General features: G+C 62.8%; 19 protein-coding genes. 12 read left to right on the top strand and 7 right to left on the bottom strand.

What is annotated here, in order from left to right; all coding sequences use genetic code 11:
* The first annotated feature begins 132 nt into the window (after positions 1-132).
* A complete protein-coding gene (gene phaR / locus A3A9_RS0113130) occupies positions 133-741 on the top strand; it encodes a polyhydroxyalkanoate synthesis repressor PhaR (RefSeq protein WP_027059187.1) in 609 nt (202 codons plus the stop codon).
* Between the two features lie 49 nt (positions 742-790).
* Here phaR and A3A9_RS38745 read toward each other — a convergent pair whose 3' ends face one another.
* Both A3A9_RS38745 and A3A9_RS0113120 read right to left on the bottom strand, forming a co-directional pair.
* Complete coding sequence (locus tag A3A9_RS38745; protein WP_051370890.1) at positions 791-1,258, bottom strand: GNAT family N-acetyltransferase; 468 nt, start codon at positions 1,256-1,258, stop codon at positions 791-793.
* Positions 1,259-1,315: 57 nt separating this feature from the next.
* Positions 1,316-1,735: a rhodanese-like domain-containing protein gene (locus A3A9_RS0113120; protein ID WP_027059186.1), complete on the bottom strand. Its 420-nt coding sequence runs from the start codon at positions 1,733-1,735 to the stop codon at positions 1,316-1,318.
* Positions 1,736-1,822: 87 nt separating this feature from the next.
* Between A3A9_RS0113120 and ftrA the strand changes: the two genes are divergently transcribed.
* Entirely contained in the window at positions 1,823-2,818 is a 996-nt protein-coding gene (gene ftrA, locus A3A9_RS0113115; protein WP_027059185.1) for a transcriptional regulator FtrA, read from the top strand.
* 14 nt (positions 2,819-2,832) lie between these two features.
* On the opposite strand, the gene A3A9_RS0113110 is transcribed toward ftrA, so the two are convergent.
* On the bottom strand, positions 2,833-3,975 hold the full coding sequence (locus A3A9_RS0113110) for a citrate synthase (protein ID WP_027059184.1): 1,143 nt from the start codon (positions 3,973-3,975) through the stop codon (positions 2,833-2,835).
* Positions 3,976-4,067: 92 nt separating this feature from the next.
* Here A3A9_RS0113110 and A3A9_RS0113105 point away from each other — a divergent pair, with 92 nt between their 5' ends.
* Both A3A9_RS0113105 and A3A9_RS0113100 read left to right on the top strand, forming a co-directional pair.
* The gene (locus A3A9_RS0113105) at positions 4,068-5,156 is read left to right on the top strand and encodes a citrate synthase/methylcitrate synthase (protein WP_027059183.1); all 1,089 of its coding nucleotides are present in this window, start codon (positions 4,068-4,070) and stop codon (positions 5,154-5,156) included.
* 209 nt (positions 5,157-5,365) lie between these two features.
* Positions 5,366-6,496, top strand: coding sequence for a patatin-like phospholipase family protein (locus tag A3A9_RS0113100; protein ID WP_027059182.1), 1,131 nt, complete (start codon positions 5,366-5,368; stop codon positions 6,494-6,496).
* 16 nt (positions 6,497-6,512) lie between these two features.
* Here the strand turns inward: A3A9_RS0113100 and A3A9_RS0113095 are convergent, their stop codons facing one another.
* Positions 6,513-7,106, bottom strand: coding sequence for a TetR/AcrR family transcriptional regulator (locus A3A9_RS0113095; protein WP_027059181.1), 594 nt, complete (start codon positions 7,104-7,106; stop codon positions 6,513-6,515).
* Between the two features lie 123 nt (positions 7,107-7,229).
* Here A3A9_RS0113095 and A3A9_RS0113090 point away from each other — a divergent pair, with 123 nt between their 5' ends.
* The 3 genes from A3A9_RS0113090 to A3A9_RS0113080 are packed head-to-tail and all read left to right on the top strand — an operon-like array spanning position 7,230 to position 10,569.
* Entirely contained in the window at positions 7,230-7,691 is a 462-nt protein-coding gene (locus A3A9_RS0113090; protein WP_027059180.1) for a (2Fe-2S)-binding protein, read from the top strand.
* 2 nt (positions 7,692-7,693) lie between these two features.
* On the top strand, positions 7,694-9,967 hold the full coding sequence (locus tag A3A9_RS0113085) for a xanthine dehydrogenase family protein molybdopterin-binding subunit (RefSeq protein WP_027059179.1): 2,274 nt from the start codon (positions 7,694-7,696) through the stop codon (positions 9,965-9,967).
* Positions 9,964-10,569, top strand: a complete 606-nt coding sequence (locus tag A3A9_RS0113080) for a hypothetical protein (RefSeq protein WP_027059178.1) — start codon at positions 9,964-9,966, stop codon at positions 10,567-10,569. Before A3A9_RS0113085 ends, A3A9_RS0113080 begins: the two co-directional genes overlap by 4 nt.
* A gap of 153 nt (positions 10,570-10,722) precedes the next feature.
* Here the strand turns inward: A3A9_RS0113080 and A3A9_RS38740 are convergent, their stop codons facing one another.
* Positions 10,723-11,415, bottom strand: coding sequence for a TetR/AcrR family transcriptional regulator (locus tag A3A9_RS38740; RefSeq protein WP_202596369.1), 693 nt, complete (start codon positions 11,413-11,415; stop codon positions 10,723-10,725).
* 104 nt (positions 11,416-11,519) lie between these two features.
* Between A3A9_RS38740 and A3A9_RS0113070 the strand changes: the two genes are divergently transcribed.
* The 4 genes from A3A9_RS0113070 to A3A9_RS38735 all read left to right on the top strand — a co-directional run bounded on the left by A3A9_RS0113070 (position 11,520) and on the right by A3A9_RS38735 (position 18,188).
* Positions 11,520-12,485 carry an SDR family oxidoreductase gene (locus tag A3A9_RS0113070; protein ID WP_051370886.1) on the top strand — a complete coding sequence of 322 codons (966 nt, stop codon included), beginning with the start codon at positions 11,520-11,522 and terminating at the stop codon, positions 12,483-12,485.
* Positions 12,486-13,507: 1,022 nt separating this feature from the next.
* Positions 13,508-14,683 carry an efflux RND transporter periplasmic adaptor subunit gene (locus tag A3A9_RS0113060; RefSeq protein ID WP_027059176.1) on the top strand — a complete coding sequence of 392 codons (1,176 nt, stop codon included), beginning with the start codon at positions 13,508-13,510 and terminating at the stop codon, positions 14,681-14,683.
* Between the two features lie 78 nt (positions 14,684-14,761).
* Positions 14,762-17,932: an efflux RND transporter permease subunit gene (locus A3A9_RS0113055; RefSeq protein ID WP_027059175.1), complete on the top strand. Its 3,171-nt coding sequence runs from the start codon at positions 14,762-14,764 to the stop codon at positions 17,930-17,932.
* Positions 17,933-18,029: 97 nt separating this feature from the next.
* On the top strand, positions 18,030-18,188 hold the full coding sequence (locus tag A3A9_RS38735; protein WP_033838536.1) for a DUF3309 family protein: 159 nt from the start codon (positions 18,030-18,032) through the stop codon (positions 18,186-18,188).
* Between the two features lie 24 nt (positions 18,189-18,212).
* Here the strand turns inward: A3A9_RS38735 and A3A9_RS0113045 are convergent, their stop codons facing one another.
* A complete protein-coding gene (locus A3A9_RS0113045; protein WP_027059174.1) occupies positions 18,213-19,172 on the bottom strand; it encodes an SDR family oxidoreductase in 960 nt (319 codons plus the stop codon).
* 112 nt (positions 19,173-19,284) lie between these two features.
* Between A3A9_RS0113045 and A3A9_RS0113040 the strand changes: the two genes are divergently transcribed.
* Entirely contained in the window at positions 19,285-20,193 is a 909-nt protein-coding gene (locus A3A9_RS0113040) for a LysR family transcriptional regulator (RefSeq protein ID WP_027059173.1), read from the top strand.
* On the opposite strand, the gene A3A9_RS0113035 is transcribed toward A3A9_RS0113040, so the two are convergent.
* Complete coding sequence (locus A3A9_RS0113035; RefSeq protein WP_027059172.1) at positions 20,157-21,332, bottom strand: MFS transporter; 1,176 nt, start codon at positions 21,330-21,332, stop codon at positions 20,157-20,159. The genes A3A9_RS0113040 and A3A9_RS0113035 overlap by 37 nt on opposite strands.
* Positions 21,333-21,349: the final 17 nt, after the last annotated feature.

Below are 21,349 nucleotides of genomic sequence, written 5' to 3'. Positions count from 1 at the left end.
GCCCTGCAGCATTAAATGATGCCGCACTGCACAAACTGCTTGGAATTATGACGCTTTTGCGCATATCCTTTGAAAAGGCGCAATCGTTACCGGCTGCTTACTCAGGCCAGCCGGTGTCCGGGGAGGATGCAGATGGCCGCAAAAGACGACCCGATCATTATCAAGAAATACGCCAATCGCCGCCTCTATAATACGGGGACGAGTACCTATGTGACGCTCGAGGATCTGGCCGAGATGGTCAAGAAGGGCGAGGAGTTCACCGTCCAGGACGCAAAGACCGGTGACGACATCACGCATCCGGTGCTGACGCAGATCATTTTCGAGCTGGAGAACAAGGATGGGCAGAACATGCTGCCGATCCCGTTCTTGCGCCAGCTGATCGCCTACTATGGCGACCAGATGCAGATGATCGTGCCAAGCTTCCTCGAACAGTCGATGCTGGCCTTTTCCAAGGAGCAGGAGCGCTTTCGCGAGCAGATGAAGGGCGCGATCGGCAAGTCGCCGCTGGACGTGATGAAGATTGCAACGCCGATCAAGGCGCTGGAAGAACAGACGCGCCGCAACATGGAAATGTTCCAGAACGCCATGCGGCTGTTCACGCCGTTCCCGCCAGCTGGCTCCGCGCCAGCCGCGGCCCCGACCGAGCCGGCCAAGAAGGAAACGCCTGAGAAATCCGACGATCTTCAGGAGCTGAAGAGCCAGATCGCGGCCATGCAGCGCAAGCTCGACACGATGTCGTAGAGGCGGTCAGAGCATATCCTGACCGCCGCGACAGGTTGATGCCTTACCTTCATGGACCGATCGGCAGTTGCCAGAATTCCCAGATTTCGTCGGCCCGCCCGTCGAGCGAGCGATAGAAAGCCTTGGCCGGCATGTTGGATTGCAGCACCGTCCATTTGATGGCGGATGCGCCAATGCCGGCGGCATGGTCGCGCAGTCGTTTCACGAGGGCATGGCCGACCGACATGCCGCGCGCCGCCTCTGCCACGTAGAGTTCCTTGAGCACCACGACAGGCCTCAGATCGTAGGTCCAGGGGATGAGATAGTGGACGGCGATGCCGACGGTCGCCCCGCCGACATCCGCCACGAACACACCGAAGCGGGGCGATGGCCCCAGCCCATGGTCGACGATGTCGGCCTCGGTGATGCGGAATTTGTCGTCATAGCCCTCGAATACGGCGAGCGCCCGCATAAGGACGAGCACCGCGCCGACATCCCGCCGCTCGAACGGACGGACGGTGACCGCCGCTTTGCGCATGGCTTTTTTCCTCGTTGCCGATCCTGTCTGGTTGGCGCACAGACCTCGGGCTGGCGATCATGGGCTCAGGACACCGGGCTCCTTGCCTAAGGCGAAGAGGAGATCCTCGTCCTGCCAGCCTGAAATGCCACCGATCATGATCTTGACCGGCAGGCCGAGGCTGGCCAGCTTGAAGGCCGCCCGATCCGCGCCATTGCAATGCGGCCCGGCGCAGTAGACCACGAACAGCGTGCCTGCCGGCCATTGCGCCATCCGCTCGGCCGAGATGTCGCGATGTGGCAGATGAAGCGCGCCCGGCACATGGCGGCGCTCATAGGCATCAGGCGAACCGACCACATGCAGAAGCACAAAGTCCGGCTCTCCGCTGCGCAGCGCTGCTGCGACATCGGAACAGTCGGTCTCGACGGAAAGCCGGCGCAAAAAGTGGTCCTGGGCGATTTCCGGCGATGCCACCGGAATGTCTGTCACGTAGCTCATTCTCGTATCTCCATTGTTGATGCGACCGAGATAAAGCACGAAGCGGTGTGATTGCAGCTGGCAGCTTTGCCATATATCATCAAGATCATGCCAAATGCGCCGCCTGCCAATCCGCGCTCTGCCAACCCGCTTGTGGTTGCCATTGCCTATGATGGCTTGTGCACGTTCGAGTTTGGCGTGGTGGTTGAAGTCTTCGCCTTGCCGAGGCCGGAGATGGGGCCGGATTGGTACCGTTTTGCGGTTGCCGGGATCGACCCCGGCGAAATGCGCGCCCTGGGCGGCGTGCGCATCGTCGCCGACGGTGGACCGGATCTGATCGATCAGGCCGACACGGTGATCGTGCCTGGATGGCGCGGAGCAGAGGCTCCTGTGCCGCCCTTGCTGATCGAAGCGCTCCGGAAGGCCAGCGAGCGGGGCGCACGCATCCTGTCCATCTGTTCGGGCGTCTTCGTGCTTGCCGCCGCAGGCCTGCTTGCAGGCAAGAAGGCAACCACGCATTGGCGCTACAGTGAAAGACTGAGGGAGCTGTACCCCGACATCACCGTGGTCCCGGATGTTTTGTACATCGATGAGGGAAATGTCCTGACATCGGCCGGAAGTGCTGCCGGCATCGATCTCTGCCTGCATCTCGTCCGGCGCGATTTCGGCACCAAGGCGGCCAACATGGTGGCGCGCCGCCTGGTCGTGCCGCCGCACCGCGATGGCGGCCAGGCGCAATATGTCGAGAGTTCCGTTCCGGAGCCGCACGAGCGCAGCCGGCTCGGGCCTTTGATCGACAGAATGCGTGCCGATATTTCCGCCGAATATCCCGTCGCTGTCCTGGCGGATCTGGCCGGGATGAGCGAGCGGACATTCCTGCGCCGGTTCGCGGCCGCCACCGGCGTCACGCCGGCGCGCTGGCTGCTCTCGGAACGGCTTTCGCGGGCGCGCACCCTGCTGGAAGATACCGCCATGCCGATCGAGCGGATTGCCGAGACCGCCGGATTTGGCGCCGCTGGCACGCTGCGGCATCATTTCCGTCAGCAATTCGCCACGACGCCGGCTGCGTACCGGGCGCGGTTCGGGGCCACCAACTCAGCCTGACGATTTCTACGCTGTCACGGCAATAGCCCCTCATAGCGGCCACGCGGCCGGATGATGCTGCCGCTGACGATCTGCTCGACCATGTGTGCGGCCCAGCCGACGCTGCGTCCAAGCGCGAACAGGTGGAACGGCGCATCGCGCGGCAAGCCGAGGCTGCGCGTCAGCACGGCCAGGGCAAAGTCGATATTCGCTGGAGCCCCGGTCGCGGCAATAGCGGCGGTTTCCAGCGACCGCAACGTCTCGTCGGTGTTGTCGATGGCCGCCAGAAGCGCCGTGGCCCTGGGATCGCCCTCGGGATAGAGTTGATGGCCGAAGCCAGGCAGTGGCCGGTCATGGCCGAGCCACCGCCGGATCGTGGCATCGGCGCCATGGCGCGCCGCATCCTCGGCCAGCTGCATCACGGCTTCGCCGGCGCCACCGTGCCGTGGGCCGGAAAGTGTTGCGAGGCCCGCCAGCAGGGAAGCGGCGGGCGAGGCTCCAGTGGAGGCGGCAACGCGGGCCGCGAAAGTCGATGCGTTGAGCTCGTGATCGGCGAGCAGCACAAGGGCGCGCCGGATCGCTTCCGCACCGGTATCATCGACCGACCAACCCCGAGCCAATCGCCGATGCACGGGATCCGGTCCGGTCTCGGCACCGAGAGCACCGGCCAGCACGCCGATCGCGCGCGCGGCATCAGCGCACAGAGAGGCGGCGCTGCGCCCAAGCGAAGGCCGCGCCTGGCCGGCAAGCAAGGCGAGTTGCGCAAAGGCCGAGGCGCGGCCGAGCTGGCGCGGCGCATCTGGCGACGGCGTTTCGAAGCGGACCGGTTCAGGCAAGGCCCAAAGCACAGCGGCGGTCTCTTCCAGCGTGGCATGATCGGACAGCGCAGCGGCGTCCTTGCCCCGATAGATCAGCTGGCCATGCCAAACGGTTGAGATCGAGGTGACGATCGATGGCTCGCCCCAGGCAATCGCGCTTTCCGCGATGGCCGAAGGGCTGCGTCCACGCGCCCTTCGCGTCGCCAGTGCGGCGATATCATCGGCGCGATATTCGCTGCGGCGCGGATCGGCCCTGTCCGGACGCATGCCGATTCGGCCGCGGCTGACATAGGCGTAAAGCGTCTGCGGCCTCACCCGAAGTCTCTCCAGCGCCTCTTCCCGCGACAACCATTCCGACATTTCTGGCTCTGATATTGATTCTATTGATCAAGATTGATGATAGCGTTTCACAGCCTTATCTCCGATCCGGAAAAGCTTCAAGGAGATAAGCAATGCCGAATGGGCTCGATGATGTGGTGGCGGCCGAAACCGTTCTGTCCGATGTGGATGGTCTGGGCGGCCGCCTGACGATCCGGGGTCATTCGCTGCCGGAACTGGCCGGCCGATGGACCTATCCGCAAGTGGTTCGCCTGCTGCTCGACGGCTTCTTCGAGGATTTGCCTGGTGACGCCGAACTGGAGACGAAACTGGGTGAGGCTCGGGTCGAAATATTCGACCGGCTCCGGTCTTCGCTGCCCTTGCTGGCGCCGCTTGAAATCTACAGCGCCATGCGCGCCGGCATGGCTCTGCTACCTGATGGCGAGACCCTGACCGACGCGCTACGGCTGATCGCGGCACCGGCGGTTCTGACGCCCGCCTTGCTGCGCCTGCAGCGCGGCGAACAGCCGATTGCACCAGATGGCAAGGCCGGTCATGCCGCCGACATGTTGCGGATGCTCAGCGGTTCGGTCCCGTCGCCGGCCTTGGCAAAAGCGCTCGACACCTATCTGGTGACTGTCTGCGACCACGGCCTCAACGCCTCGACCTTCGCCACCCGCGTCGTCGCCTCGACACTGGCCGGCCTGACATCGTCCGTGCTGGCCGGGCTCGGCGCGCTCAAGGGGCCGTTGCATGGCGGTGCGCCTGGCCCGGTGATCGAAATGCTCGATGCGATCCAGGCGCATGGCGATGCGGCCGGCTGGCTTCGCGACGAGATCACGCAGGGAAGGCGCATCATGGGTTTCGGCCATCGCATCTACCGCGTGCGCGATCCGCGCGCTGATGTGCTGAAGACTGTCGTGCGGCAGCTCGGTAGCGAGGGCGAAACCGGCCGCCGGCTGGCCTTCGCGGAAAAGGTCGAGCAGACGGCGCTCGAGGTGCTGCGGATCGCCAAGCCGCAGCGCGCGCTGCAGACCAATGTCGAATTCTACACGGCGCTTGTGCTGGAAGCGACGGGTTTTCCGCCGCAGGCTTTCAGCAATGTCTTTGCCGCAGGGCGCGTTGCCGGCTGGATAGCGCATGCGCGCGAGCAGCAGACGACCGGGCGGCTGATCCGTCCGCAATCGCGCTATGTCGGCCCGGTACCGGATCTCGTCGCCTGAAGTTCAATTCTGTTTCGAAAGACCCGAGGCCTCTCCGCATCGAAGCGGAGGGGCCTTTTTCGCGTGACCGAAATTTCATGTGATCACGCGACCGTTTTCGTGTTCTTGCCTTGGTCCGTCCTTATATGCTGCACTGCAACATAAGTCGCCGGCAACTGCATCCTTCAATGACGTAGGGGCAGGTTGGCGCATCAGATGACAGGAACGCCATGACCAAGAACGGCAAGGCGGAGGAAAAGAAGAAGATCAACATCGCGCTTCAGGGCGGCGGCTCGCACGGCGCCTTTTCATGGGGCGTGCTCGACCGGCTGCTGGAGGACGGCAGACTGGAGATATCGGCCGTCTCCGGCACCAGCGCCGGCGCCATGAACGCGGTGGCGCTGGCCGACGGATATGTGCGCGGCGGGGTCGAGGGCGCGCGCAAGAAGCTCGATGATTTCTGGCGCGCGGTGGCGGCAAAAGGCCGGTTCAGCCCAGTGCAGCGCATGCCGTGGGATGTTGCCTGGGGCAATTGGTCGATAGAGAAGTCGCCGGGCTATGTCTTCTTCGACACCATGTCGCGTGTGTTCTCGCCCTATGTCGCCAATCCGCTCGGCCTCAATCCATTGCGCGACGTCGTTGCGCAGGAGATCGATTTCAGGAATGTGCGCGTCTGCAAGTCGATGGAGTTGTTCATCTCCGCCACCAATGTCGAGACTGGACAGCTGCGGGTGTTTTCTGACGGCGAGATCGACCTCGACACAGTGATGGCCTCGGCCTGCCTGCCGCAACTGTTCCGCGCCGTCGAGATCAAGGGCGTGCCCTATTGGGATGGCGGCTATGGCGGCAATCCGGCGCTGTTCCCGTTCTTCAAGACAGCGGCAACCGAGGACGTGCTGCTGGTGCAGATCAATCCTGTGGTGCGCGAAGGCACGCCGAAAAGCGCCAACGAGATCCAGAACCGCATCGACGAGATCACCTTCAATGCCGGGCTGTTGAACGAATTCCGTTCGATCGCCTTCGTCAAGGAGTTGATCGCCGCCGGCCGTCTGCCGCATGGCGAGTATCGCGACATCCGCATGCACCGCATCGATGCCGACGAGGCGTTCAAGGACTTGTCGGCATCATCCAAGGTCAATGCCGAATGGGCATTCCTGAGCTATCTCAGAGATCTCGGCCGCACCGCCGCCAGCGACTGGCTGGAAGAGAATTACGACGCCGTCGGCAAACGGCCGACGCTCGATCTCTCCGGCGAACTCGACGACGGCTACAAGCCGCTGCGCGGGCCGGCACCCGGCCGCCGGGTGAAGGAGTTTCTTGCAGCGCGCAAGAACCCGGAGGCGGAGCGCTGGCGGGCTTAGATCAGTCTAAGCGATCTCAGCCTTTCAGCGCGAGATCGATCACCCTGATCAGCGCGGCGGCCGCCTGCCGTTGCTCGTCCGGATTGGTGATGCGCATTTTCATGCCTTCCAGGGCGTCGAGCAGGATATCCGCGAGCAGACGCGCCGAAAGATTCTTGATCGCGAGGTCGACGCCGTTTGCCCTTGCTTCTGTCTCGACCGCTCTTGCAATGTGCTCGACAAGCCCGGCACGCCAGCGGCCGATGAGGTCGGCGAGACTCGATTTCAGGTCGAGAAGTTCGGCGCCGTGCGGCGAGGCGGCTATGGCGCTCATCATCGAAATCAGCGCCGCGTCGATGGCGCGCGCCATGCGGTCGGCGAATGTGCCATCGCTGGCGAGTTCAACCTTCGCCTGCTCGACCGAGTGGGAAAAGACCATCATGGTCGTCGCGCGGTAGATGTCCGTCTTGTTCTTGAAGAGGAGATAAAGCGCTGGCCGTGACATTTCGGCGGCGCGCGCAATGTCGTCCATGTTGGTGCGGGAAAATCCATAGGCGAGAAACACCTTCATCGCGCCCTCCAGGATACGGGCGCGCTTTGTATTCGCGGCGATGTCCTCGGCTTCGATCATGGTGCAACGCTATCCCGTAAAGACCAGCTTGACAAAATGACGTATTTTGTCAAGCTGGTTGAGGGTGAAATGGCCAACTAGCCATATCGCCTCCGGCTGTGGACGACAACGAAGGGTATCACCATGCGCCTTACCGTCGACGGGCAGTCATTCGACATCGATGCCGATCCTGAGATGCCGCTGCTGTGGGCGCTGCGCGATCTCATCGGCAAGACTGGACCGAAATTCGGCTGCGGCATTGCCGCTTGCGGCGCATGCACCGTACATGTCGATGGGCAGCCGGTGCGCTCCTGTTCGCTGCCCGTGGGTCAGGTCACCGGCGCGATCACAACGATCGAAGGCATCGCCGCCAACGGCAAGCTGCACCCGGTGCAGCAGGCGTGGCTGGAAGAGCAGGTCGCTCAATGCGGCTACTGCCAGGCGGGCCAGATCATGAGCGCGGTGGCGCTGCTCGACGAGGTCGCCGATCCGAGCGATGCCGATATCGACAATGCCATGGGCGGCAATCTCTGCCGCTGCGGTACCTATCCAAAGATCCGCGCCGCCATCAAACGGGCGGCCGTCCTCAGGACAGCGGGCATCTGATCATGGCCAGTCTCGGAAAGATCGCCCGTCGCACATTTCTCATTGGCACTGCCGCCATCGCCGGTGGCATCGCCGTCGGCTATTATTACTACCGCAAGCCCTTCGCCAACCCGCTCGAGGCTGATCTCGGCAAGGGCGAAGCGACCTTCAACCCGTTTGTGAAGATCGGCGCCGACAACACCATCACCATCGTCGCACCACGCGCCGAAATGGGGCAAGGCGTCTCGACGACCTTGGCCGCCCTGGTCGCCGAGGAGCTCGATGTCAGCCTCGATCAAGTCAAGGTCGAGCATGGCCCGGCATCCTATGCCTATTACAATTCCGGCATCATGGAGGAGGGCGGTCCATTCGCCTTCTTCGATGAAAGCATGACGGCGGAGACTGTACGTTCAGGCCTGCTCGTGGTCGGGAAACTCCTCGCCTTGCAGGGCACGGGCGGTTCTTCCTCGATGCGCGACGGCTTCGGCAAGATGCGGCAGGCGGGCGCTGCGGCGCGCCAGATGTTGATCGCCGCGGCGGCGCAGAAGCTCGGTGTTGCCGCCGGTGACCTGGAAACGGCTGACGGTTCGATCCGCCACAAGGCGTCGGGCAAATCGGTTTCCTATGGAGAGGTCGCCGCAGCCGCCGCTGCCCTGGCGCCACCGGCGCAATTCAGGCTCAAGGACAAGGCCGAATGGAAATTGCTCGGCAAGCCGCAAAAGCGTATCGACATGCTCGCCAAGGTCACCGGCGCCCCGATCTTCGGTATCGATGTCAGGCTGCTGGACATGCTCTACGGCACGGTAAAGATGAGCCCGCGCTTCTGGTCGAAGCCGGTTTCAGCCGATCTCTCCAAGGCGCGGAAGATGCCGGGCGTGGTCAAAATCGTGCCGATCGAGACCAATTATGGTCACGGCTTCGGCATCATCGCGGAAAACACCTGGGCGGCGTTCAAGGCGGCAGAGTTGATCGAGGCCAAATGGGCCGATCCCGACTATCCGCTTGATAGTGCCGCCATCGACGGCGTGCTGAAACGGGCGCTCGGCGAAAAGGGTTCGGCCACGCGCGACGATGGCGATGTCGACAAGGCTTTCGCCGATGCGCCGCGCGAGAGGATCATCGAGGCCGATTATGCGGTGCCCTATCTGGCGCATACGACGATGGAGCCGATGAACGCCACGGCACAGCTCAAGGACGGTGTCCTCGACATCTGGTGCGGCAATCAAGCGCCCACCATCTTGCGCCAGCTTTGCGCCAATCAACTCGGCATCGAGCAGGACAAGATCACGGTGCACACCACCTTCCTTGGCGGTGGTTTCGGCCGCCGCATCGAGATGGACTATGCACTCTATGCCGCGCAGATGGCCAAGGAAACGGGCGGGCGTCCGATCAAGGTGACCTGGACCCGAGAGGAAGACACGCGGCACGACGCCTATCGCCCGGCTGCCGTGGGCAAATTCCAGGCGCGGCTTGGCGACGACGGCCTGCCGGTCGCCCTCGACATGAAGCTGGCCTCGCCCTCGGTTACCGCAGGGGTGCTACGCCGGCTGTTCCCCTCGATATCGCCGATCGGTCCCGACAAGACCATCGTCGACGGCGCCTTCGACCAGCCCTACTCCATCCCAAACTACCGGGTGAGCGGCATAGCCGCGCCCGTCTCCATTCCTGCCGGCTTCTGGCGGTCGGTGGGCGGTTCGATCAACGGCTTTTTCCATGAGGGCTTCATGGACGAAATCGCGGTCGCCGGAAAAATCGATCCGGTCGAGTTGCGCAAGAAATTGATGGCCGACCATCCCTCAGCGGTGAAGGTTGTCGAAAAGGTCGCCGAGATGGCGAAGTGGAATGAGGCGCTTCCCGCCGGCAAGGCGAAGGGCATGGCGTTCACGCTGTCGTTCGGCAGTTGGGTCGGCGAGATCGTGCAAGTGGCGGATACGCCGGCCGGCATCCGCATCGAGAAGGTATGGATCGCCGCCGATGTCGGCACCGCACTCGATCCCGGCATTATCGAAGCTCAACTGATTTCCGCTGCCATCTACGGCCTGTCGGCGGCGATGGGGCAGGAAATTACTTTCGCCGATGGCATGGTCGAACAGTCGAATTTCCACGATTTCGACGCCATGCGCATCTTTCAATGTCCGGTGTTCGAAGTCGCCATACTGGAGAATTTCCACAAGATGGGCGGCGTCGGCGAGGTCGGCACACCGCCGGTGGCACCGGCACTGGCCAACGCCATCTTTGCGCTCACGGGCAAACGCATTCGGACATTGCCACTGTCGAAACAGGTGACCTTCGCATGAAAAAGCTCCTCATCATGCTGATGCCTGCTGCCGTAACGTTCTTGGCGGCGCCTATCGCAACCGCGCAGGAAGCCCAGCCGCCGGCGCCGGCCACTGTCGATGTCGCCAAGGGCCTGCCCGAATGGGACAAGATCTACCAGGTGTTTTCGCATCCGCGCTGCGCCGACTGCCATGTCTCGGATGACCGTCCGCGCTGGTCCGGCGCGCATTATGGCGGTGTGCGCGTTCACGCCTTCAACGTCCAGCGCGGCGCCGACGGTTCCGGCTTCGGCAATCCCGGCCTGCGTTGCACGACATGCCATTCATCCAGCAATTCCAGCATATTGCATGGCCCTCCCGGCGCCCCGAACTGGCACATGGCGCCGGTCGAGATGGTCTGGTTCGGAAAGTCCTCGCCGGAAATCTGCGCCCAGATCAAGGATCCCGCCCGCAATGGCGGGCGCAGCTTGCAAGATGTCGCGCTGCATGTGCGCGACGACAAACTGGTCGCCTGGGGCTGGGCGCCGGGGTTGGATCGTGAGCCGGCTCCAGGCTCGGCCGAAGCAACCTATCAAGCGATCGAGAACTGGATGGCGGCAGGCGCGCCCTGTCCGGCAAAGTAACATTCCATCAATCGCAAGGTCAGTTTGGCCCGGCTGAGTCAGAGATGACCGGCAGATCGAGCTGGCGCTTTGCCGTCGTGGCTTTCCCCAGCCGGATATCGTATCTTAGAACCTGTTGGGCAAAAGGCTGCTGAAAAGCAGCGACACCTATTGTCATGGGTCGAAACCGAGATGCCCCGGACGCGCAGTTTCTTCCGACAAGCCTCTCAGGAGCAGGCGAAGGCCCCGTTTGAGATCACGTTCGAAGTCATAACGGAAAGGCATTAGTTCAGTAGTTTGGAGCGCTACGTTCGCCACTGACGACGGGTGTGAAAGCGGCCATAGCCCGGTTATCATGATCAGGGTCCAGTGCATGAACTCCTCGCAGGCGGATAGCGATAGAGAGCGTGTCCGCCCATGCAGCAAGCTGGCACACTCCTGAATAAGCAACAGCGAGCCAGTTTTGAAATCGCGAATGCATTCGGCCGACACGTTGTGTTCGATGATCGAAGGCAAAATGCTCGTCAGATGACCAAGCAGCGGACGAGCCGAGGCCGTGCGGGCGATGGCGTCGGCCAGTCTTTCGGCACTTACCGGCTCGTTCGACGTTCCAAGGTCCGATCGCAGATCGTTGTACCAAAGAGCTGCCTCCTCACGAAGCACTTCCATTAGCAGGGCTTCGCGGCTTTCGAAGTAGCGGTAGACATTTGATTTCGTCATCCCGGCATGTCTGGCCAGCTCATTAAGGCCAAAGACGACCGCGCCTGGCTGCTCGCTCAGCAGCGTACGGGTCACGTTCAGCAAATGGGAGCGCCGTTCCTCCTTTTGCTCGGGGCGGCGTGCACGCTGAAATTCACCTGGTTTCAAATTTGACCTCCCGTCTTGACAAGGAACCATCGGTCTCTTATTTGGAGACCAATGGTCATTAAGCGATAGGTAGCCGATCGCGCCAGCATTGCAAGGAGCTCGATATGGCGAAAAAGCCTCTCATGGTCCGTCCCGAACTGTTATCTCGGGACCTGGCCGGAACCATATACATCATCACGGGGGCGAACTCAGGCATCGGCTTCGTGGTCGCGCGCCAGCTTGCCAAGCAAGGCGCCGCGGCCATCATGGCATGCAGGCGTGTCGCCGATGGAGAGCGGGCAGCCCGGGAGATCCTTGAGGAGTTTCCAAAAGCCCGGCTGGATGTCATGGAACTGGACCTCGGCAGCCTCGTGTCCGTGCGCGCTTTCGCGGCGTTGTTCCAGAACCGCTACAAACGCCTCGACGGATTGGTGAACAATGCTGGCCTCATGCACACGCCCAAAGGCCGGACCAAGGACGGCTTTGAAACTCAGTTCGGCGTCAACTACCTCGGCCCCTTCCTGCTTACGTCCCTGCTGACGGATGTGCTGAAGGCAAGCGCGCCGGCGCGCATCGTCAACGTGTCGAGTTCCTATCATGAGCAGGCCTTGGGCCGGATCGGTGCCATTCATTTTGACGATCTGAATTACCAACGTCGTCCATTCGACAGTTGGGAGGCTTACGCCCAGTCGAAACTCGCAAGCCTGATGCATGCCCGGGAACTGGCCCGGCGGCTGGCGGAAAGCGGCGTGGTCGCGGTTAGCCTCAATCCGGGCTTCGTGCGGACCAATCTCATTCGCACCTCCCTGCCAAGCTGGGCAATGAAGGTCCTGAACGTTGTTCTGAACCCGTTCTTACGCCTGGGTGGCATGATTGAACCCTGGGAAGGTGCACAAACCACCCTTCACGCATTACTCGCTCCCGAAGTGGTCGGACAGTCCGGCGCGTATTTCAGTCAGATTGGTCTCTACAAGGACAAAGCGGCGCGCCTTGGCGGCTGGCCCATGCGTTCGCCCAACCCGGCCGCGTACGACGACGACGCAGCCAGGCGTCTCTGGGACGTAAGCGAAGAGTTGGTGGGTTTGCGCTGAGCTGTGGGCTATCTGGCTCCAGGTCCCGAACCTCGAACCGGCCAGCAGGCCCTTCGATTTCGCGAATTCGGCGCCGGACATTTTTGTCCCAGCGTTGCGGACCTTGAAGATTTCGAGATTGCGAAGTCGAGGCCGCCCAGCGGGTGCTGTCGATCATCCGCGGCGAGGAGTTCCATGCCGCAATATCACAACTGCCAGGCTATCGCGTGAAAGACGCCGGATCGATCAAGACCATCAGCGAGGTCTTCCGGAACTCCGAGTAATGCCCAGGGCGATCCGGCAAGGCAGCAACCTTCACGTGTGGAGGATGTTTCATCATGCTGACGCCTGTTGCCACCGACATCCCTACGATGCCGCGTGCTGTCACAAAGTGTTGCTGGAAAAATCACGAGCGGAACATCGACGACACTCCTGCGAATGGCCCGGAAAATCGGCTGAGTTTCCGCAGCTGTGCTGTGCTCGTGATACACCGCGAGCCCGTGGGCCACGCCGATCCCTGACGCCTTCGGCGCTGGGTTCCATATCAACGAACCGGACCCGGGCCATCCTGGTCTGATTGGTGTACGCTGCTATTTCTCAAGCAATTCCAATGCATTGGGCTAACATCTACGATGCCGGAGACGATGTCGCTCTGACCGAAAATGATTTGGCCTGTCGGCCAAAATCCGTGTCGAGATCCAAGAATCCGGTGCGTGACAGGGATGGTATTTCGCAGAACATCGATCTGGCTGTCGGCAATGACAGACGGTCGTTCGGGGCGAGTCGCGAGGGGAGATCGTGAGCCGGTTGCGAACCCGCTCTACTGGTATTTAGGCAAGTCGAGAAGAGTTTCGCGGCGGCCACACTCTGCCTGGCTACGCAATGCTTCTGCAACTTTCAGACTATATCGCGGTGCAACTTTGATGTAGAAGCGCGCTCGCCTACCACGGCAATTTGAACACGGTCAGGCGCGCACCCATATCGGCGACGCGCCCGCGTCATCAAGGCGCGGTGCTGGCCGAACCCGCAGTGGAAAAATGACGATGCCTAAAATCAGGTTTCACAAGCTTGCAGCCATTGTTGTGCTCATTGGTTTCGCGGCGTGGATGGGGACAGGTGAGTTCTCGTCGGTCGGCAGCGTAGCGGCCAACAAGGCCAAGGCAGCCGAAGTCGAGCAGGGCAAGGCGCCGGACGCGAGCAAGCCGAAGGCCGCTGAAGCCGAGCCAAAGGCGCCACTGCGCACCGTCGCGGTGGTGACGCCGCCACGCAAGACCTATGCGCGCGCCATCCGCATCTCCGGGCTGACCGAGGCCGACAAGCGCGCCGTGCTTGCTACCCGCGTCGCCGGCGTCATCGAAAAGCTGCCGGTCAAGCAAGGCGATCACGTCAAGACCGGCGACCTGGTGCTGATGCTGGCGGCGGAGGAAAAGATCTCGATGCGCGATAATGCCAAGCAGCTTGTCGCGCAACGGCTAGCCGAGCTGGACGCGTCGCTGCGGCTGATGAAGACTGGTAATTTGCCCAAGCTGCAGCTCGACACCGCCCGCTCCAATCTGACCCTGGCGCAATCGCAGCTGGATACCGCGCAGGCCGAGCTTGACCGCAACGAAGTGAAGGCGCCCTTCGATGGCGTCATCGACCGCGTGCCGGTGGAACTCGGCAGCTCGGTCATGCAGGGTGGTGAGGTGGCGACCATCCTCAAGCTCGATCCGGTGATCGCGCGCGGCGAGATCAGCGAGCGCGACCTCGGCTATCTCAAGATCGGCGACAAGGCCAATGTGCGGCTGGTCAGCGGCCAGACCGTCGAAGGCACGGTGCGCTATATCAGCCGCGACGCGTCGTCGGCGACCCGCACCTTCCGCGTCGAGGTGGCCATTCCCAATGGCGACGGCTCCGTGCCGGCCGGCATGACGGCGGAAATCCAGCTCAGCGCATTGCCGACCGATGCGGTCCTGCTGCCGCGTTCGGTGGTGACGCTGGGCGACAAGGGCGATCTCGGCATCCGCGCCGTCGGCAAGGACAACAAGGTGGCGTTCTTCCCGATCGACCTGGTCGACGACACGCCGACCGGCCTCGTGCTTGGCGGCATCCCGGCCGATGCGCGCATCATCGTTGCCGGCCAGGAGCTGGTGAAGGAAGGCGATGAGGTCAAGCCGGTCGAAGCCGACCAGGCGACCATCAACAAGCTGATCGGCGACGCCACCGGCGGGACGCAGTAGCCCTGGCTACGGCGGATACTCCGGGCGGGGTCAATCGGCTGCGACGCAGCTCCTGAAATTCAACGACAGGCGTTAGCCATGGATATCGTCAAACTCGCGATCAACAACGCCCGCCTGACCATCTCGGTCCTGGTCTTCCTGCTGATTGCAGGCTGGGTCGCCTATCAGTCGACGCCGAAGGAAGCGGAACCCGACGTTCCGATTCCGATGATGTATGTCAGCCTGATCTATCAAGGCATTTCGCCTGAAGATTCCGAGCGCCTTCTGCTGCGGCCGATGGAAAGCAAGCTGAAAAGCCTGAAGGGCCTCAAGGAAATGCGCTCGGCCGCCTTCCAGGGCGGCGGTTATGTGCTGGTCGAGTTCCAGCCTCAGACCAACCTGGCGACGGCGCTGCAGGACACGCGCTCCAAGGTGCAGGACGGCAAGGCCGACCTGCCGCAAGCGGCCGAGGAACCTGTCGTCACCGAGGTCAACATTTCCGAATTCCCGGTGCTCGTCGTCACTCTGTCCGGCGAATTGCCCGAACGCGTGCTGGCCGCCGCGGCGCGCGAATTGCGTGACCGCATCGAGGAGGTGCCGGGCGTTCTCGAAGGTTCGCTGCAGGGCTCACGCGACGATCTGGTCGAGGTCGTCATCGATCCTATGAAACTGTCTTCCTACGGCTTGCAGCTCGATCAGTTGATCGGCGCCGTCGGCGCTTCCAACAGCCTGGTCGCCGCCGGCAACATCGAAGGCTCGGAAGGCAAATACGCTGTCAAGGTGCCGTCGCTGATCGAGACGCCCGAAGATGTGGCGTCCTTGCCGGTGGTTGCCGGCCCCAATGCCGTGGTGCAGGCCAAGGACATCGCGACGATCCGCTCGACCTTCGCCGACGCCACGACGATCACGCGCCTCAACGGCAAGCCGGCCATCGCCATCGAAGTCAAGAAGCGCATCGGCGCCAATCTGATCGACACGCTCACCAAGGTGCGGGCGGTGTCCGATGCCTTCGTCAAGACGATGCCCGAGGGCATGCATGTCACCTACACACAGGACAAGTCGGTCTTCGTCAACCAGCTGCTTGGCGACCTGCAGAACCATGTGATGATCGCCGTCATCCTGGTGTTCATCGTCATCCTCTACGCGCTGTCCGGCCGTGCCTCGCTGCTTATTGGACTGGCAATCCCGTCATCCTTCCTGATCGGCATCCTGCTGCTCGCCATGATGGGCTACACGATCAACATGATCGTGCTGTTCAGCCTCATCCTGGCGGTCGGCATGCTGGTCGACGACGCCATCATCGTCACTGAGTTCGCCGAACGGCGCATGAGTGAAGGCATGCCGAAGCAGGATGCCTTTGCGCTTGCCGCCAAGCGCATGGCCGGTCCGGTCATCGCGGCAACGATGACGCGCATTGCCGCCTTTTCGCCGCTGCTGTTCTGGCCCGGCATCATCGGCGACTTCATGAAGTACATGCCGATCACGCTGATCGTGACGCTGTCGGCCTCGATGCTCTATGCGCTGGTCTTCGCGCCGACGCTGGGCGCGATCTTCGCCAAGGCGCCTCAGCATCACGAGGATGACAATCGCGACGGCTGGTACATGGCTGTCGTCAAGCAAGCGGTGCGCTTCCCAATCACCGTGCTGGTGCTCACCGTCGTGATGCTGACCGGCATCTTCGTCGGCTATTCGAAGTATGGCGCCGGCGTCGAGTTCTTCCCGAGCGTGGAACCGGATTACGGCCTGCTCTATGTGCATGCCCGCGGCAACCTTTCGCTGGCCGAAATGGACACGGCGACCAAGATCGCCGAAAACCGGCTGCTCGGCTGGCCAGGCCTGAAGTCGGTCTATACTCGTGTCGGCAAGTCCGACGGCGGCGGCCAGGACGTTCCGGAAGACGTCGTCGGCGTTATCCAGTACGAATTCATCGACTGGCGCGAGCGCAAATCGGCGAACGATATCCTGAACGATCTGCGGGGTGTCATGGCTGGCATTCCCGGCGTCGACGTCGAGGTGCGCGTGCCGGAAGCCGGCCCGCCGACCGGCAAGCCGATCCAGATCAGGCTTTCCGCAGTCGATCCCAAGGGATTGGACGAGAAGGCGCGTGCGGTGGCGGCGCGCATCGCCAAGGTGCCCGGCGTCATTGACATTTCCGACGGCTTGCCGCCGCCCGGTGTCGACTGGGCGATCGAGGTCGACCGCGCCAAGGCAGCGCAATATGGCATCAGCCCGACTTCGGTCGGAACGGTGGTGCAACTCGTCACCAATGGTCTGAAGCTCTCGGAATACCGGCCTGCCGGCGCCGACAAGGCGGTCGACATCCGGCTGCGCCTGCCGGAGGACCGGCGTACGCTGTCGACGCTTGACGAACTCAGGGTGCAGACCTCGCAGGGATCGGTACCGATCTCGAACTTCGTCGTGCGCAAGGCGAAGCCGAGCGTCGGCATCCTCAACCGTATCGACGGTGCCCGCACCGTGGTGGTGCAGGCCAACGTTGCCGCCGGCGCCCAGGTCGCGGCCGTCCAGCAAGAGGTTACGCAGGCCGTCACCGACATGAACCTCGGCAGCGGCATCCGCTGGAAGCTCGCCGGCTCGAACGAGGACAGCGCCGAAGCCAGCGCCTTCCTCAGCAAGGCCTTCGGTGCGGCGATCTTCCTGATCTTCCTGGTGCTGCTGGCGCAGTTCAACAAGTTCACCAGTGTCTGGCTGGTGCTGTCCTGCGTGGTCATGGCGACGATCGGCGTCTTCCTCGGCCTGCTGATAACAGGCGAGACCTTCGGCATCGTCATGTCGGGCATCGGCGTCATCGCGCTGGCCGGCGTGGTGGTGAACAACAACATCGTGCTGATCGATACCTATGACCGGCTGCGCGAAGAGGGCTGGGACAAAATGGAGGCCGTGCTGCAGACCTGCCGAGAGCGGGCGCGACCGGTGGTGCTGACCGCGGTGTCGGCCATTCTCGGCGTGCTGCCGATCGCCTTCGGCCTTGGCCTGGAAATCTTCCATCACGAGACGACGATCAATGCGCCGTCGACGCAATGGTGGATTTCGCTGTCCTCGGCCATCGTCTTCGGCCTGTCATTCGCCACCGTGCTGACGCTGGTGGTGACGCCGTCGATGCTGATGGTGTTCACCCGCGCCAAGATCAAGCCCGGCGCGCGGCGCGGCTTGTTCAGCCGGCTGTTCCGGCGCGGCAAGGGCGAGATCTCGTCGGATGCGCCAACGGTGGGCGCCGAACCGGCGATCGCCTTCCCGAAAGCCGCCGAATAGGCGCACTGCGTGATTTGGAATGGCAAAGGCCACCCGGAACAACCGGGCGGCCTTTTGCATTGTTCCCCCGCACGACTTCAAATGCGTGGAACTCTTCATGCCGATCAGCACCATCGTCGTCATCGTCCTGATCCTTGTCCTCATTGGCGCGGTACCGGCTTGGCCGCATTCGCGCTCGTGGGGTTATGGACCGTCGGGCATTCTTGGCGTGGTGCTGGTGGTGGTTCTGGTGTTGCTGCTGATGGGACGGCTCTAAGTCGGCGCGCCCTCAGCATCGCGTTCAGGCTGCTTTCGCGACGCCGCTCACCGTGGCGATGCCAAGATCATTGAGAGCCTTGGCGACCGCCTGATCGAGCGGCGTGTGCGGGATTTCGCCGATGATGCCTTCCAGCCGGGTCGAGGCCAGTTGATGCGGCTCGAAGCGCAGGTATGACATCGAGACGATCTCGCGCCACATTGCCACGAACGGGCTGCCGGCGCGCAGCACCCACCAGGGCATCGAGGTCATCTTGAGCGGGCGGCCAACAGCCTCCTCGGCGGCAGCTTTGATCTGCAGATCGGTGATCGCATGGCCCGGAAAGTTCAGCGCTTCATAAGAGCCGAGCTTGTCGAGATTCTTGGCCAGCGCGACGAAGCCAACGGCGAAATCCGGCAGATAGGCCCATTCATGCACGAGGTCGGCCGGGCCGGGTGCGGTGTATGTGCCCTTGCTGATCTTGGCGGCGACGACCAGGTCGAACCACGAGCCGCTGCCGGTGCCGCCGAAGAAGTCGCCGGCCCGCAGAATGATGGTGCGGACACGGCCGGCTTCGGCCTCACCGCGGAACAAATCCTCCATGGCGCAGCGGATGCGGCCCTTTTCGGTCGTCGGGTGGAACGGCGTGTCTTCCGTGATCACCGCAGGCATCGGCGAGCCGTAATTGTAAACGGTGCCGGGGAAAAGATGCAGCGCGCCATTCGCATGGCAAGCGGCCATGACGTTTTCGGCCATCGGCAGGCACTTGCCCCAGTCGGTGTAGATCGGGTTGAGGCCGTTGAAGATGATGTCGACGCCTTCCGTGGCGCGGATCAGCGATTGACGGTCCAGCGCGTCGCCGGCAACCGCCGTGGCGCCCTTGAGTTCGGCAGGCACCTTGCCGGTGCGGGTGACGGCGCGGACATCGAAGCCTGCATCGATGAAAGCCTTGCCAACCACGCGGCCGAGCCGGCCATTGGCGCCGAGAATTGCGATCTTGGTCATTTGGGTTCTCCTGCTTGGTGTTTGCGGGGGTGTGTTGTTTGCAGGTCGAATATCGCCGCATCACATACGAATAGAAATTGACTATGTCTGGAGTTTTGATATTTAAAAATGAATGGAAGATATCGATTGGAACCTCATCAAGAGCTTCGTCACGGTTGCGGAAACCGGCAGCCTTTCGGCTGCGGCGCGCAAGCTGTCGGCCAGCCAGCCGACGCTTGGCCGTCACATCGGCGAACTGGAGCAAGCGCTCGGTGTCACCCTGTTCCGGCGCGGGCGCAGTGGCTATGCGCTGACGGAAGCCGGCGCCACACTGTTCGAACGCGGCAAGGCGGTGAGCGAACAGGCGAGTGCCTTTTCACTGCTGGCGCTGGGTTCGGTCGAGGCGATCGAAGGCACCGTGCGCATCGCCGCCAGCGAAGTGGTGGCTGCCTATGTGCTGCCCGACATGATGGCGCGGCTCGGCATCGAGGAACCCGGCATTGAGGTTGAGATCGTTGCCTCGAACCAGGTCGAGAACCTGCTGCGCCGGGACGCCGACATCGCCATCCGCATGGTCAAGCCGGCACAGAACGAGTTGGTGGCGCGCAAGGTCTGCGATATCGCGCTGTGCGCCTGCGCGGCCGTTTCTTACCTGGACCGGCGCGGCCGTCCGTTGGGGCCGGCCGAGCTCGCAGACCACGCCTTGATCGGCTTTGACCGCAGCGACGAGATGATCCGGGGCTTTGTCCAGCATGGCATCCCGGTCACCCGTGGCAGTTTCCGATTCAGAGCCGACAACCAGATCGTTTTATGGGAAGCGGTGCGGGCGGGAAACGGCATCGGCCTTGGCCAGGAGCCACTGGCCGATCGCGATCCGCTGGTGGAGAAGGTGCTGTCCGGCCTGCCTTTGCCTGGCCTGCCGGTGTGGCTGGCCATGCATCGCGACGTGCGCAGCAGCGTGCGCATCCGCCGCGTGGCGGATTTTCTCCACGAGGAGCTGAAACGCTATTCGGCGGGTGCTGGTGCGAATTCGGCGCTGTGAGCAAGGCCCGCCATCAGCAAGACGACAATCAGCAGCACCGACATGGCGATGAAGATCGGCCCGAAGCTGGAATGCTCGGCAACGAAGCCGATCGCCGACGGCGCCACCAGAATGCCGGAATAGCCCATGGTGGTGACGACGCTCATGCCGGTTCCCGACGACATGCCTTCCTGGTTACCGCCGGCCGAAAAGATGATCGGCACCATGTTGGCGATGCCAAAGCCGCAAAGCGCAAAGGCCGCGATAGCAAGCCAAGGCGAGGGCGATAGGCCGGCAATCAGCATGCCGGCGGCGGCGACGACTGCCGAGCCGCGCAGGGTCGTCACCGCGCCAAAACGGTTGCGCACGCCGTCGCCGAAAAAGCGCATGATCGCCATGACGCCGGAAAAGGCGGCGTAGGCAAGACCGGCGATGGCAAGGTCGGCGCCGAGCTCCTGGCGGAGGTACAATGCCGCCCAGTCGAGCACCGCGCCTTCGGAGACCATTGTCAGCAGTGCCATCAGGCCGATCAGGTAGACCAGCGGGTTTGCCGGCAGCGTGAATTTATGATGCTCGGCTGCCGGTGGCCTGTCCTCGGCGACGAGATGGCCGACCGCCACCGCGATCACCGCGAAGGCCAGCGCGGTCACCACCGCGGCGTGGGCGAGATGGCCATAGTGCTGGATGGCAAAGCCGCCCAAGCCGCCGCCGGCAAAACCGCCAAGGCTCCAGAAGCCGTGCGAGGACGACATGATCGCGCGGGACAATTTCCGTTCGACCACCACCGCATTGGCATTCATGGCAACGTCCATGCCGCCGATCGAGCCGCCGAAAATGATCATGGCGATCGCCGCCAGCGGTACATTGGGCGCCAGCGCCACGACCAGCAGACCAAGGCTGCCGCAAAGGGCGAACCAGCGCAGCACGGTGCGCGAGCCATGCCTGGAGATCAAATGGCCGCACCAGCTCATCGCGGCGACGGCGCCGACGCCGAACAAGAGGATCAGCAGGCCAAGTGTGAATTTGGTGATGTCGAGCCGGGTGAGGAAGACCGGGATCTGCGGCGCCCAACTGCCGGTCAGGAAGCCGTTGGCAAGGAAAATGGCGGCCACGGCCCATCGCCCGCGGATGGCAGTCTGCATGGCGTTTGGCGCGTTCATAAGGCGAGTCCGGTCAG

It is taken from the genome of Mesorhizobium loti CJ3sym (assembly GCF_000472785.1).
Taxonomy (GTDB): Bacteria; Pseudomonadota; Alphaproteobacteria; order Rhizobiales; family Rhizobiaceae; genus Mesorhizobium; species Mesorhizobium loti_E.
Note: the sequence above shows the minus strand (reverse complement) of the source record. Positions and strands in the feature narration are given on the sequence as shown.